The sequence below is a fragment of the Cellvibrio sp. UBA7671 genome (assembly GCA_002483145.1).
GTDB lineage: Bacteria > Pseudomonadota > Gammaproteobacteria > Pseudomonadales > Cellvibrionaceae > Cellvibrio > Cellvibrio fibrivorans.
On the sequence record DLHJ01000013.1, the window covers coordinates 212064 to 225424 of the forward strand.

The following is a 13361-nucleotide window of genomic DNA, read 5'->3' on the forward strand; positions in this document are numbered from 1 at the left end:
CCCTGCGACAATTTGTCACTATCGGTGGCGCATTAAAGCGCATAAGGTTTCACCCAAAATACGCAAGCCATGCATATAAGGGTGAGATAAGTGAGAAGACTGCAATACCTAAGCGCGATGGTAATCGCGAGCTTTGGGGCTGTTGGTGTGGCCCAAGCGCATGAAGAGGTGCTGAAAAAATCCAAGCGCGCTAAAAATGCCGAAGTTGAAGAAGTAAAAGTTTGGGGCGAGGCGCGCGACAGCTCGGCATCCGGTTATACCAATCCCACCAGCGTTCTGACCCAGGAAGATATGGTCAGCATCAACGCGACTACCACTGAAGATCTGGTCAAATACGAGCCGAGTCTCGTTATCCGCAAACGTTACATTGGCGATTCCAACGGCACCCTGGGTTTGCGTGGTTCCAATATGTTTGCCACGCCGCGTTCAATGGTATTTGCCGATGGCGTGCCCCTGCATTACTTTTTGCAAACCCGCTGGAGCGGCGCGCCGCGTTGGACCATGGTGAGTGCAAGTGAAATTGCGCAGGTAGAAATTCTCTACGGCCCTTTCTCTGCCGAGTACAGCGGCAACTCCATGGGCGGTGTGATCCTGATTGAAACCGCGATTCCGCAAGAGCGACAAGTGCATTTGGATCTGGATTATTTCTCGCAAGATTTTTCTGCGTACGGTTTTAGTGATCGCCTCGACGGCTACAAAACTTTTGTCTCCTACGGTGAAACGTTTGGCGATTTCAGCTTGTATCTTTCCTACAACCGTTTGGAAAATGAGAGCCAACCCCAGTCCTATTATTTTGACAGCAAGCGCACGCTGAATAACGCCACGCCTGTGACAGGTATGGTCACAGACACCGATGTATTTGGTAAACCCGCGTACTATTTTGGCGATACCGGCATAGAGCAGGCGGTTACCGATAATTTCAAAATTAAAGTGGGTTACGATTTTGACAACTGGTCGAGCTTGTTAAATATCGCCTATGAAGATCGCAACACCCTGCGCGATACCCCGAATACCTATCTAACCAATGCGGCCGGCAATAAAGTCTGGTCGGGCAATTTTATTCAGGATGGTATCGCGATTACCGTTCCCGCATCGCGCTTGGGCGCCAGCGAATTGGATCGTCGCAGTTTGTCCACCGGCTTGCGGATAAAAGGCGAGTTAAACGAGCAGTTGCGCTTTGAAGGCAATGTGAGTGACTTCCGGATTTTGGAAGACAACTCGCGTGCATCCAGTCATTCACTGCAAGATCCATTATTCAAAGGTCGCGGACAAACCACTGACTATCAGGACACAGGTTGGCAAACGGCTGAAGGTAAATTTGTTTTTACCGGCATAGATGCCATGGAATTGATTTCCGGCGTTCGTTACGAAACCTACGAGCTCAATTTGGACGTATTTAATTCCGCTAATTGGGAGCAGGCGGACAACGCAGGTTTTGCTAGTCGTTCCGGTGGTGAAACCAATATCGCTGCCGCATTTGTGCAAATGAATTGGGATGTCATTGAGCGTTGGGATTTGGCATTGGGCGGCCGCTATGAGCAGTGGCAAAGTAAAAATGGTTATTACAGCAAAGATATCGCCGCCACACCGGCTTTTGATCTGGTTGAAGTTGCCGATGCAGATCGCAATCAATTCTCGCCAAAATTTTCACTGGGTTATGTTCCCGCTGAATACTGGTTGGTGCGTTACTCCTTGGCAAAAGCCTATCGCTTTCCGATTGTGGAAGAATTATTTACCCAGAGTTCAAATTATTCATCGGTTGTACAAGCACAACCGGATTTAAAACCGGAAAATGGTTTGCATCACAACCTGATGTTTGAAAAACAATTTGATGCAGGTTATGCGCGCATCAATATTTTTACCGAGACGATTAAGGATGCGATTGAGTCGCAAACCACGTTTTTGCCAAGCGGCTCCACTGTTCCCTCTGTTACTACCTTTGCTGCTGTCGATGAAGTGGAAACAGATGGTGTTGAGTTAATTTTAAATCGCTATGGCGTACTGGTACCGGAGTTGGATATACGTTTCAATCTGGCTTATACCAAATCCATCATCACCGACAACTCAACGGCGGAAGCCAATAATCCAGCCGGCACTAAAAGTTTTGAAGGTAATGAGTACCCCCGCATGCCGCGCTGGCGTGGCAATTTGATGGCGACTTATCACGCAACCGATCGTTGGGATTTGAGTGCAAACCTGCAATACGCCGATAAAAGTTTTGGTCGCCTCGACAATACCGACACTGCTGAGCAAGTGATGGGTGCGCAGGATGGTTACACCCGCGTTGGCGTAAAAACTACTTACGATCTTAGCGACCAAATCGAAGTGGGTTTTGGTATTGATAACCTCACCGATGAAGAGAGTTATGTTGCACACCCATGGCCAGGTAGAAGTCTGTATTTAAGTCTCTCTTACGATATGTAATTTACGTAGCTCCCAAGCTCTGCCTGGGAGCGATAAATAAAAACTATAATCTCCCCGAGAAAATGTGAGAGCAAACATGGCAGAAAATACTAACAATCAAAAAGCCCTTTACCGCACTATCTGGCGCTGGCATTTTTACGCTGGGATTTTCTCAATTCCCTTTGTCATCATTCTTGCGTTGACCGGTGCAATCTATTTATTCAAGCCTCATTACGAGCACTGGCAAGAAAGTGATTATCGCGGGTTGCAAATGAGCGGTGAGGCTCTTGCGCCCAACCAACAAATTGCCGCTGCGCTTGCTGCCATCGACGGCGGAAAATTATTAAGTTATCGCCTGCCGCAAGCACCTGATGAAGCTGTTTTAATAAAAGTGCAGGGCGATACCAACTGGATGGTCTTTGTAAATCCTTACACCGGTGCCGTGCTTGCAAAAGAGCGCAGTGACGAACAATTAATGAATATCGTCAAAACACTTCACGGCGAATTACTGCTCGGCACTGTTGGCTCTATATTGGTAGAGCTCGCGGCTTGCTGGGCGATTGTCTTAATCGTCACCGGTTTGTATTTGTGGTGGCCGCGCAATGCGCATGGGTTGGCCGGAATTATTTACCCGCGCCTGCGCGATGGCAGCCGAACATTCTGGCGGGATATTCACGCCGTCACTGGCATCTGGATTTCTGCATTCGCATTATTTTTATTGGTCACCGGTTTACCTTGGGCATTGGTGTGGGGTGCCGCATTAAAAGAAGTGCGTGCAGTTGATTTTTCCTCGCAGCAGGATTGGACCCAAAGCCGCGCCCAAGAACACGACCATTGGCGTGCACAAGCCAGCGATACATTTAATTTAACCCCGGAAGTTTTAACAGCAGCCCAGCAATTGAATTTGCCTGCGCCAGTTGAGCTGAGTGTGGCAAGCACCCATCACATCAGCTGGAAAGCCTCATCGCAAACCGGCAACCGCCCGGTACGTGCAGATGTGTGGCTCAATGGCGATGGCAGTATCGAAAAGCAAAGTGGTTTTGCGGAAAAAAAATTAATCGATCGCGCCATTGGTGTCGGCATAGCCGCGCACGAGGGTTATTTGTTTGGCTGGTTTAATCTGGTGTTGGGTGTGCTCACCTGTGTGGGATTAATTTTAATTAGCGTTAGCGGATTTATTTTGTGGCGTAAACGTAAACCGGATTCGGTATTGGGCGCGCCTCAACCAATGCCCGCCCGTATTGGTTTCGGAATAGTTGCGATCACCATAGGTTTAGCAATATTTCTTCCGCTATTGGCTATTTCATTGGTTGCACTTTTGATAATTGAATTTATTTTTTTAAGGCGAATCAATGGTGTCAGCCAATGGTTGGGGTTAAGCAAATAGCCATGCCACTTTTAATATGAAACTCTTATTGTTTTTCCAACAAGCTCGGCCACAATTGCGCCCAGGTTTTCCAATTATGTTTTCCTGTTTGCGTTACTGTGTGGCCTTGCGGTAAAAGGTTGGCTAATAACCCGTTAGGCGCTGCGAATTTATCATTCGTACCGTAAGCAAGATAAATTTTATTTTTTGTTTCGTCGGGCAGCTGTGTTAACCAAGGCCATAAATTGACATCGCGCGGAGCTTGTGGGGCAGCAGTCTTTTCAAGCAAATAACTGTAGTCTTGTTGGTCGCCAAGATAGGGCGCAAGAATAAATATTTTTTCAATGTCGTCCGGGTATTGTTTTATATAAAGCAGTGAGCCAAACCCGCCCAGCGAAGTCCCGCCTAAATAAATTTCACTATAGCCTGCATCCAGTGCGGGTTTGATAATGTCCTGCCGCAACCGGTCAATGATGGTGCGCGCTTCGTAATATTTAAAATGGGCATCTACCGCAATCACATCCATATCGGGATGGGCGGAGTGAATAAAATCAATCACGCCATGCTTATCAAATACCTTAGCCTTGTCACCAATACCGGGCAGCAATACCATCAATTGACGGGCACTTTTATTTTGTTGTTCCGCATGTTGTGTGTAGTGAATTGTCTTTATCGGTATCGATGTGCTTTGCAGATAGTAACAGCTGGTTAGTAATGCAAGCAGGGGCAAGCTGGCGAGTGTTTTCAGGCGCATGTATGCTTCCACATGATGATGGCGGTCACTTGAGTCTATCAGCTGTGCGTCGCTTTTCCTCCATCCACAGACTATTTTATAAAAATAGTAGTACCGACTGCCGCCATTGCCTTGATCTGGTAAATCGCATTGCGCGCTACGTAATAAGCTGTAATATTATCCTCCACCTCCGGGATTAAAACGCATACCCTATTAGGTCTGCCGTATATTTCCGTATTTATCTAACCGTGTATCCCCGGTTTTATTTGAGTTGGGTTCAGGTTGTTGAATAAACTGTTAGCAAAAGACAAGTAGATATGAAAATAACATGGAATGAATACAAGAATATTGCATCTGATAATATTGAGAAAGATATTTTTTATATGTATCGCGGTCAATCTGACTCGAATTGGACTTTGATTTCATCACTGGTCAGAACAGGAATAGTTCAATCTCTGGGTGATTTTCAAGCGTATTTTAATTTGGTTTTGCCTCAAGTAAAAGAAAAAATTCAGGCATGGGAAGGGCGTGACTGGAATCTTGCGGATCAATTGGGTTTGGCTGAATTTGTAGCGTATCTTCAGCACAACGGTTTTCCAACGCCACTCTTAGACTGGACACTTTCCCCATATGTGGCTGCCTACTTTGCTTTCGAAGGTGTAGACCCTTTCAATGCAAAATCTGAATCCGTGTCTATATACTGCTTTAATGCAGGTGCATGGCGAAATAAATTTAAACAAGAAAATGATATTGCACATGAACCTTCTCACGTATCATTGCTTCATCCAAGAATTGTCGGCAATCATAAGCTCGCACTTCAACAAGGTTGTTTTACATTTAGCAATGTAATAGATGTTGAAGTTCATATACGTGATTGTGAAACTGAGGCGGATCATTTTTTAGATAAATATATTTTAAAAGCAGATGAGCGGCCCAAGGTTATGAAAGAGCTTTCGCTCATGGGTATTTCAGCTGTTCAACTAATGCCATCTATTGAATCTGTATGCAAAAAAGCTCTAAATGATTTAATTGGTTTGTCGCCGATACGAAGATTACCGTAAGTAAATCTTTGTTAACAGGGGGCTGTGGGAAAAAAACAATCTATTGCTACGCAATGCATTATCGCAAAACGCGACTTACAATCTGCGGCTGAGCCTAACGTTTAGCAGGAAAAAGAAATGACCGTTATCGTAAAACTAAAGTTCTTTTTCTCCGTATTATTAATGTGCTGTCTATTTTTTCCACTATCGCAATGCACAACGAGTGACAAACAAGATGCTGAAGCACAATTTGAAAAGGTTGTAGAAAAACAATATGTATTTAAGTCGTCTAAGGAGGTTGGTTCATGGCTAAATGCTCTGGCTTTAATAGCCCCATTTGCTATGTTTTTTGCAACGCGAAAAAGTCCTACAAAAATTAAAACAGCTGCCGGGTTCTTGCTTTTTAGCTGTGCTGCACTTTATGTAATATTTAGTGTTACGTTTTGGTCTGAAAAAATACTGCTCGGTGGTTATCTGGCATACGCTAGCTCAATTTCATTGGTCTTGCTGGCTCTAATTGAGCTATGGACTAGTTTTCGGCATTATCTGAAAACAAAAAAATCATAATAAATCTGCTACGCATAAGTATTCCACAAAACCACGAGTTACAAACTGCCACGTAGGGGCGCTGCTTGCTGCGCCCTGTTTTTTTGTTTGATCTTTTTCTTTTATCTGGTGGATTGGGTTGGGCGCAGCAAGCGGCGCCCCTACAATTCTAGTCTGCAGCACTTATAAACTTCACCGGCTTTTCCCACACTGCTAACACCACACAACCTTCCTCGCTAAAAATTTCATGGCTACTCGTTGCCGGATTAATTAAAAAAGTGCCTGCGTGATACTGGCCGCGTTCATCGCGTTGGCTGCCGCGCAGGATTAATAAAAATTCCATACCTACATGCAAGTGGCGCGGAATGTGGGCGCCGGGTTGGTAGCGGAGCAGGGCGCAGGAGCATCCTTTCGTTGGGTCCCCGTGGAGGGGCAGCATGTCTACTCCTTTGCGAAAGTCCTGCCAATGCAATGTGGGTGAATCGAAATCCATTGCTAATAAATCGCTCCACACCAATTTTTTTTCCGCGTGTTCTTCCATGCGTTTCTCCTAGGTTTCCAGTGCGGCGAGTAAATCGGTTGAAGTGGCGACGGCACCAAATACGCCGCCCTGCATGTGGATCATCGCCAATGCAGCCGCATGATTGGCGGGGTCGGTTGCGGCGCAGCAGTCGCTCAGCAGCACGCATTCAAAACCGCGATCATTTGCCTCGCGCATGGTGGTGTGAACGCACACGTCGGTGGTGATGCCGGTGAGAATAATATTTTTAATGCTGCGCAGATGCAGCACCATTTCCAAATCCGTTGCATAGAAAGAACCTTTGCCGGGTTTGTCGATAATAATCTCGCCTGCGATAGGTGCCAGCTCGGGAATAATTTCCCAACCCGGTTCGCCGCGAATTAAAATTTTTCCGCAGGGACCTTCATCGCCAATGCCTGCGCCGATTTGGCGTGAGCGCCAGCGTTTGTTTGCGGGCAAATCGGCGAGGTCCGGCCTATGTCCTTCGCGGGTGTGGATAATGTGGAAGCCGGCGGCGCGCAGCGCCGGCAATAATTTCCGCAATGGTCCAATCGGTGCGCGCGTTAAATTGATGTCGTACCCCATGGTGTCCACGTAACCACCTTTGCCGCAAAAATCCGTTTGCATGTCGATAATAATCAGCGCGGTATTTTCCGGGCGTAGATCTCCATCGTAGGGCCATTTGTAGGGTGTGCTGTTTAAATAAATCGACATAATCGCTCCTTAATCAATGTGCTGGCTCAATGATTTCTGTTTCGTGATCTTCTGCCGGCGCTTTGGTCGATACCACACTGAATTTAGCGCAGGCAAATAAAACACCCGCAACCGCGAGATAGGCGAAGGCAACCGTGGGTGATTCCGCAATGCCAATCGCTTCACCGTGCATTAATCCGAAAAACGTCAGCACTGCACTGGCGCAGGCAAACCACCCTGCCTTGATAAAGTTGCGGTCGATAATAAACGCGGTAATGGCGCCGAGCATCAAGCCGCCGAGAATCGCGCCGCCGCCCAGTACCGATAATCCTTCATAGAGCACTCCGTTTTGCGCGAGCTTATCCAGCCCGACGGCGGCGGCGTTGGTGCCCGCTGCACCGAGTACGTTATCGATTTGCAATTTGCCCCAGGCGGCGAGGTGCGGCATGAGCGAAACAATAATCGCGGGCGCGTGGGATTTGGGGCTTTCCTGAAAAGCTTGCGAACCGATCAGCATGCCGATGTAGAGCAGGATGGGCGAGATGGCCACCAGCGGAATCGCCGAGGAAAACACCGCAATAATGCCCAGCCAACAGAGCACCAGCACCGCAATGCCCGTCGCTGCGGAATAGCCAATGCCGCCGCCCATGGATTTCCAGCCGGGGTGGCCAATGTAAACCGCGTTGATAAAGGGGTTGCCCATGCAACAGCCGATCAGGCTGATCACGCCGTCGGCCGTGAGCACGCGGGTGGTGGGGTAGCTATCGCCGGCCACGGCGGCGCTCTCCACGTTATCCATAGCTTCGACCAGATCGTAGATGCCGAAGGGGATCGCGGTGACGAGGATGATCCCGATAAATTCAAACCCGGAAAACACATGGCCAACGGCGGGCACGGGCACCGAGAAGCCAAAGCTGGTGAGCGATTGGGTCAGCCCCTGCAGGGTGAGTCCGCCAAAATTGAGGCCGATAGCGGTTGAGCCCCAAGCGATTAAAGTTCCCGCTGCAATGGCTACCAGGCCTGCAGGAATACCTTTGAAATAGCGCACCCCGCCAAACCAGCTCAATAAGATAATGGCAAAACAGACTACGCCAATCACGGGGGTCATAAACATTTCCAGCGCCGGGCGCAGCGAGATAAACGCAATGGACACACCGGCCAGAGTTCCCAACAGTGCGGCGCGCGGGGTAATTTTGCGGATATAAGGGGCGATGTAGCCACCGATCATCAGCACAAAACTCTGCACAAACACCCAGGTCAGACCCGCCTCCCAGCCTTTGATGGGGTCGCCGGTGGTGAGGCTGATGGGCAGCATAATCACAAACACCACCACAAACATATGCGGCACGCTAATGCCCGAAGGCAGGGCGCAGACATCGGTGCGCCCTGTTTCTTTCGCCAGCTTGTAGGCGAGGTAAGCGTAATAGAGCGTGCTCAAACACATCATTAGCCCCACCGCAGGTAGTATTCGGCCAAAGACGATGTCGTCGGGCATCTGCAATACAAAGCGCAGCAGGCCCGTGAGTACCAGCAGGTTAACTAGGATATTGGTGCCAAAACCGAACAAGGCGTTCCAATCGCCCGGTACCCAAAGCGCGGGTTTGATAGTTTGCATAGCGGTACCCTCCAAAGTTGTAGTAGGCCTGTTAATTGATATTGCGGTAAAAGGCGCCAGCGATAATTGTTATGCCGCGTGGTGTGCCCGGTGGATGCCGTTGACAAGGGGTGCGGTGGTGGCGACCCAGCCGAAAATGCCGCCCTGTGCCGCTATCATCGCAACGGCCACACGGTGGAATTCAGGAAAGTAAGAGGCGCAGGCATCGCTCACCACCACGCAGCGATAGCCGCGGTCGTTTGCCTCGCGCACGGTGGTATGCACGCAGACTTCGGTGGTGACGCCACATACCAGCAGGTTTTCGATCTTGCGTTCCCTAAGTAGCTCGCCCAGCTCGGTGTGATAAAACGCGCCCTTGCCCGGTTTATCGACCACAATTTCGCCGTCGATCGGTGCCAGTTCGGGAATAATGCTGTGGCCGTGTTCGCCGCGGATCAGGATCCGCCCCATAGGGCCGGGGCTGCCGATGCGCAAGGCCGGTGTGCCCCGCTCGATCTTGGCGGGCGGGGCATCGCTTAAATCCGGCAGGTGTCCCTCCCGCGTATGGATGACGAGCAACTTCGCCGCGCGCGCTGCCGCCAGTAATTGTTGGCAGGGGGCGATCGCCGAGCGCAGCAGGCTCACATCGTTACCCAAGCTCGCACCAAAGCCTCCGGGTTCGAGAAAATCGCGCTGCATATCGATAATCACCAGCGCGGTTTTGGCGAATTCCAGCACCAGTGGCGCTGGTTCGGCAGGCAAGAGGTAGGTCGTCATACGCGATTCTTCCTGTACATCAGTAGAAGGTTAAAAACGGAAGCGGGCGCCGACGCCTAGTGTGTGGCCGGTCTGCTCGGCCAGGTCGGGGTCATCGCTGGTATAGGCTGAGTAGATATCGAACTGGCTGGTCAGCGGCAGGTTGTAGACCAGGGTGTAGATATTGCGGTCATACTCGTCAGCTGCGGTGCTGGTTTCGGTCAAGCCGTAGCTGAGGTAGACGGAGCCGGGGCCGGCGGCAATAGAGGCGCTTAGCACTAGCGTGTCGCGGTCGATATCGCCGGTGGCAAGCTCATCGCGCAGCAATTGGTACTGTGCATAAACCGTGCTTTTGCCGATGGCATAACTCAGCCCCGCAATGGCGGCGGTCTGGCTGTCATCCATAGGCAAACTGGTTGCGCCCGGCTGGGTACCGGAAACTTTCTGCACGGCGGCGGTCAGGCCAAGATTGCCGGATGTGTAAAAGGCATTGGCAGCGATTTTGTTAGTGCTGGTATCTCCCTCTTCCTCGCCGAAGGCGTAGGCGACACTGGTAGTGAAATTGCCCATTTTGGGCAAGCTGTAGACCACTGAATCACTCCAGCCGGTGTCGCCATAAAGCCCGCCGCCGCCATATCCCATCAGGATCATCGGCGAGAAGGCAAAGGAGTCGCCAAAGGGGTTAAACAAAATGGTCGATAAAAAATAGAGGCTGGTGGTGCGGCCCATTTTCACTTCGCCAAAGTCACCCGCCAGACCGACATAGGCGCTGCGGGCAAAAAAGATATCGTCGTCAAAGCGCCCCTGCTCAGCGGAGTCGGGTTGGAAAAACATCTCCACCGCGGCGATGGCGGTCAGTCCGTTGCCCAGTTCATGTTTGCCGTGGGCGCCCAGCCAGGAGGTGGTCATGCCGTTGGATTGGATGCCTTGGGTGCTTTCCGCATCGTCATCACCGGCTGGTTCATAATCGCTGGCGTAAACATCCAGCTCGCCCTTGAATACAACGGACGATTGGGCGATGGCGGTGTTGGTGATGAGTATCAGGACAAGGCTGGTGGTACCGGCAAATAGGCTTTTCAGGATTTTTCTTGGCACTATTATCATGACTATCTCCTCAGTAATTTATTCATCGTTGTATACAACGATGTGTTTAGCATAAGGTGTGCCAGCTCGAAAAATGAGCTAAAACCCTAAGGCTAAGCAGATGAATTACTTGAGGAATTTGGTGGGAAGATGCGGAGGTTTCAGCGAATATGAGGTAGGTGAACGGGCAGCGGTCAGCACTAAACCAATGCTTTGTCTTGGCATCTTGCACCGCCGCAGGGCGATAAGTGCGGTACTTTAAGGCGCTAGCGGCCTTGGTTTACAAGGTGCAGGTGCTCGCCTACCATGCAAGTACTACCATGCAACTACCTACGTGTTAGCAAACGCAGATCAGCAAACGGAGCAGGTGTTTTGACAACCCCCAAATCAGCGGCACAACTGGTGTACGACCAGTTGAAACAAAAGATTATCGATTTTGAGATCTACCCCGGCACGCGCCTTACTGAATCTGAAATCGCCGAGGATTTCCAAGTCAGCCGCACCCCGGTGCGCGCCGCGTTACAGCGTTTGGAAACTGAAGGCCAAATCACCATCATGCCCAAGCAGGGCTGTTTTGTGCGCTCGGTGGATATAGAAACCATCAGCCAGTATTACGATGTACGCATCATGCTTGAAGCCAGCGCGGTCGAACTCGCTTGCGATCATATGGAAGATGAGGATCTGGATGCGCTGCAAGAAGATTGGAATGCCGAGCGGCTGGATGATGAATTGGATATGGAAGAAATAAAGGCGCGCGAAGAAGCCTTTCACATCGGCATCGCCATCGGCAGCGGCAACCCGGTGCTCGCGAATTATCTGCGCGATATCAACAACAATATCCGCATCCTGCGGCGCTTGGGCTTTCCCGATCGTCAATCAGTAATTGAAACCTGTGAAGAACATTTTGCCATCTGCCAATTAATCCGCGCCAAAAATAAAACCCAGGCGCGCAAAGCCATGACCAAACATATCCGCAAAAGCCAGGACCTGGCGCGCAGCGTGACACTGAGCCAATTGCAGCAGGCGATCAAGCGGCATAAGTCCTAGCTGGCGCGGTCTAATGAATTAACACTGAAAAAATTTCTGAGAGACAGCTAATGAGTTCCGCCCCAGAAGTGATTATGAGCTTTAGCGATGTCGCTCATGCGATTCAGCTCGCGCTTGCGCCGGTATTTTTATTGACCGGTATCGCCGGTTTATTGAATGTGATGGCAGCCCGGCTCGCGCGCATCATTGATCGCGGGCGCAGTCTTACCGAACAAGAACTGCCGCTGCATTTGCAAAATAATCCCGATATTTTTCAAAAAGAATTGAGTCGCCTTGAGCGTCGCCGTCATTACGCTAGCCTGGCAATTACCGCCTGTACTTGTTCAGCATTATTGGTCTGCACTGTGATTGCGGTGATTTTTCTGCAAGTGTTATTGCAGGCGGAATTTAAATGGGTAATTAGCTTTTTATTTACCGCGTCAACCCTGACCTTAATTGTCGGGCTGGGTTATTTTTTGCGAGAAGTTCACCTCGCAACGCGCACCGTGCGAATCCAGATTATCAAACCTGCCGAATAATCTGGATTCAATGATCCTACTGAAGGTAAATGCTCCTGCCTCAGTAATACTTCAACTGCGTCGCTTTGCCATGAAATACTTTGTACGAAAAAAAGGTGTAGCCGAGAATAGTGGGCAGTACCACGATTACGCCATACAAAATAAACATCAGCGACTCCGGCGCGCTGGCGGCTTGCCAGATATCCAATTTATTTGGCACAACATAGGGATAAAAACTGTAAGCCAAACCGATAAAACTTAACAAAAAAATCATCGCGGCCGACGCAAAAGGAATCCAGCAGCCAAAATCGTTAGGATAAGGTGCGCGTCTTAAGTAGCGATCTGCAATAAAAAACAGAACAAAACAAAATACCGGGATCACCCATAAGATAATAACCAAAGGTGTGCCAAACCATTTATCAAAAATAATATCACTGACGAGTGGATTGACTATGGATACCGCAACAATTCCCAATAGCATTAACCACGCGCAACGACGCGCCCACCATGCGGCGCGTTTTTGTAAATCCCCTTCTGTTTTCATTACCAACCAGGCGGCGCCGATAAAAGTATAACCGGCCGTCACACAAATTGCGCTGAGCGCGGCAAATAGATGCGCAGCCAAGGTATCTTCAAAACCCATCACAAAAAGGCCAAGCATATAACCTTGTGCCAGGGTGGCGAGCAGTGAACCAACTTGAAATGTGCGATCCCATAATTCCTTGTGATCCTCCGGTGCTTTAGCGCGAAAGTCGAACGCGACTCCGCGCAGGATTAAACCGGCGAGCATGACCGTTACCGGTAAATACAGATTCAATAAAATCATGCTGTGCGCCAACGGAAACGCAATTAATAAAATGCCTATGCCTAACACCAGCCAGGTTTCATTGGCGTCCCAAAAAGGGCCGATACTGGCGATCATGGTATCGCGCTGCGCCTCGGAATCTTTTGGCAATAAAATGCCGACACCAAGATCGTAGCCATCGAGAATTGCGTAAATAAAAAATGCGAGCCCCATCAAACCAATAAAAATAACGGGTAACCAAAACGCCTCGCCAGATAAAGTGCTGATATCAGTCATGA

At 49.6% G+C, this 13361-nt stretch carries 13 protein-coding genes; 6 read left to right on the forward strand and 7 right to left on the reverse strand.

The features are described from left to right. Positions 1–90: 90 nt before the first annotated feature. Positions 91–2424, forward strand: a complete 2334-nt coding sequence (locus B4E62_RS11455; RefSeq protein WP_331352154.1) for a TonB-dependent receptor — start codon at positions 91–93, stop codon at positions 2422–2424. Between the two features lie 76 nt (positions 2425–2500). Then, on the forward strand, positions 2501–3790 hold the full coding sequence (locus B4E62_RS11460; protein WP_331352155.1) for a PepSY domain-containing protein: 1290 nt from the start codon (positions 2501–2503) through the stop codon (positions 3788–3790). 25 nt (positions 3791–3815) lie between these two features. On the opposite strand, the gene B4E62_RS11465 is transcribed toward B4E62_RS11460, so the two are convergent. Continuing rightward, entirely contained in the window at positions 3816–4523 is a 708-nt protein-coding gene (locus tag B4E62_RS11465; protein WP_331352156.1) for a hypothetical protein, read from the reverse strand. Between the two features lie 296 nt (positions 4524–4819). Here B4E62_RS11465 and B4E62_RS11470 point away from each other — a divergent pair, with 296 nt between their 5' ends. Next, a complete protein-coding gene (locus B4E62_RS11470) occupies positions 4820–5563 on the forward strand; it encodes an FRG domain-containing protein (RefSeq protein WP_331352157.1) in 744 nt (247 codons plus the stop codon). A gap of 117 nt (positions 5564–5680) precedes the next feature. Continuing rightward, a complete protein-coding gene (locus B4E62_RS11475) occupies positions 5681–6109 on the forward strand; it encodes a hypothetical protein (RefSeq protein WP_331352158.1) in 429 nt (142 codons plus the stop codon). A 148-nt stretch (positions 6110–6257) separates the two neighbouring features. Here the strand turns inward: B4E62_RS11475 and B4E62_RS11480 are convergent, their stop codons facing one another. The 5 genes from B4E62_RS11480 to B4E62_RS11500 form a co-directional block, all read right to left on the reverse strand. Continuing rightward, positions 6258–6629, reverse strand: a complete 372-nt coding sequence (locus B4E62_RS11480; protein WP_331352159.1) for a cupin domain-containing protein — start codon at positions 6627–6629, stop codon at positions 6258–6260. Positions 6630–6638: 9 nt separating this feature from the next. Continuing rightward, complete coding sequence (locus tag B4E62_RS11485; protein ID WP_331352160.1) at positions 6639–7322, reverse strand: isochorismatase family cysteine hydrolase; 684 nt, start codon at positions 7320–7322, stop codon at positions 6639–6641. 13 nt (positions 7323–7335) lie between these two features. Next, on the reverse strand, positions 7336–8916 hold the full coding sequence (locus B4E62_RS11490) for a hypothetical protein (RefSeq protein ID WP_331352161.1): 1581 nt from the start codon (positions 8914–8916) through the stop codon (positions 7336–7338). A gap of 69 nt (positions 8917–8985) precedes the next feature. Continuing rightward, on the reverse strand, positions 8986–9672 hold the full coding sequence (locus B4E62_RS11495; RefSeq protein WP_331352162.1) for an isochorismatase family cysteine hydrolase: 687 nt from the start codon (positions 9670–9672) through the stop codon (positions 8986–8988). Positions 9673–9702: 30 nt separating this feature from the next. Next, complete coding sequence (locus tag B4E62_RS11500) at positions 9703–10755, reverse strand: porin (RefSeq protein WP_331352163.1); 1053 nt, start codon at positions 10753–10755, stop codon at positions 9703–9705. A gap of 351 nt (positions 10756–11106) precedes the next feature. Here B4E62_RS11500 and B4E62_RS11505 point away from each other — a divergent pair, with 351 nt between their 5' ends. Both B4E62_RS11505 and B4E62_RS11510 read left to right on the forward strand, forming a co-directional pair. Further along, on the forward strand, positions 11107–11781 hold the full coding sequence (locus B4E62_RS11505) for a GntR family transcriptional regulator (RefSeq protein ID WP_331352164.1): 675 nt from the start codon (positions 11107–11109) through the stop codon (positions 11779–11781). Positions 11782–11831: 50 nt separating this feature from the next. Next, entirely contained in the window at positions 11832–12299 is a 468-nt protein-coding gene (locus B4E62_RS11510; RefSeq protein WP_331352165.1) for a DUF2721 domain-containing protein, read from the forward strand. Between the two features lie 40 nt (positions 12300–12339). Here B4E62_RS11510 and B4E62_RS11515 read toward each other — a convergent pair whose 3' ends face one another. Then, on the reverse strand, positions 12340–13359 hold the full coding sequence (locus B4E62_RS11515) for a cytochrome d ubiquinol oxidase subunit II (protein ID WP_331352166.1): 1020 nt from the start codon (positions 13357–13359) through the stop codon (positions 12340–12342). Positions 13360–13361: the final 2 nt, after the last annotated feature.

Excerpts from the sequence above, each read along its gene's own strand:
- B4E62_RS11460 (WP_331352155.1), top strand. The coding sequence starts at position 2,501 with ATGGCAGAAAATACTAACAATCAAAAAGCCCTTTACCGCACTATCTGG.
- B4E62_RS11465 (WP_331352156.1), bottom strand. The coding sequence starts at position 4,523 with ATGCGCCTGAAAACACTCGCCAGCTTGCCCCTGCTTGCATTACTAACC.
- B4E62_RS11470 (WP_331352157.1), top strand. The coding sequence starts at position 4,820 with ATGAAAATAACATGGAATGAATACAAGAATATTGCATCTGATAATATT.
- B4E62_RS11475 (WP_331352158.1), top strand. The coding sequence starts at position 5,681 with ATGACCGTTATCGTAAAACTAAAGTTCTTTTTCTCCGTATTATTAATG.
- B4E62_RS11480 (WP_331352159.1), bottom strand. The coding sequence starts at position 6,629 with ATGGAAGAACACGCGGAAAAAAAATTGGTGTGGAGCGATTTATTAGCA.
- B4E62_RS11485 (WP_331352160.1), bottom strand. The coding sequence starts at position 7,322 with ATGTCGATTTATTTAAACAGCACACCCTACAAATGGCCCTACGATGGA.
- B4E62_RS11490 (WP_331352161.1), bottom strand. The coding sequence starts at position 8,916 with ATGCAAACTATCAAACCCGCGCTTTGGGTACCGGGCGATTGGAACGCC.
- B4E62_RS11495 (WP_331352162.1), bottom strand. The coding sequence starts at position 9,672 with ATGACGACCTACCTCTTGCCTGCCGAACCAGCGCCACTGGTGCTGGAA.
- B4E62_RS11500 (WP_331352163.1), bottom strand. The coding sequence starts at position 10,755 with ATGATAATAGTGCCAAGAAAAATCCTGAAAAGCCTATTTGCCGGTACC.
- B4E62_RS11510 (WP_331352165.1), top strand. The coding sequence starts at position 11,832 with ATGAGTTCCGCCCCAGAAGTGATTATGAGCTTTAGCGATGTCGCTCAT.
- B4E62_RS11515 (WP_331352166.1), bottom strand. The coding sequence starts at position 13,359 with ATGACTGATATCAGCACTTTATCTGGCGAGGCGTTTTGGTTACCCGTT.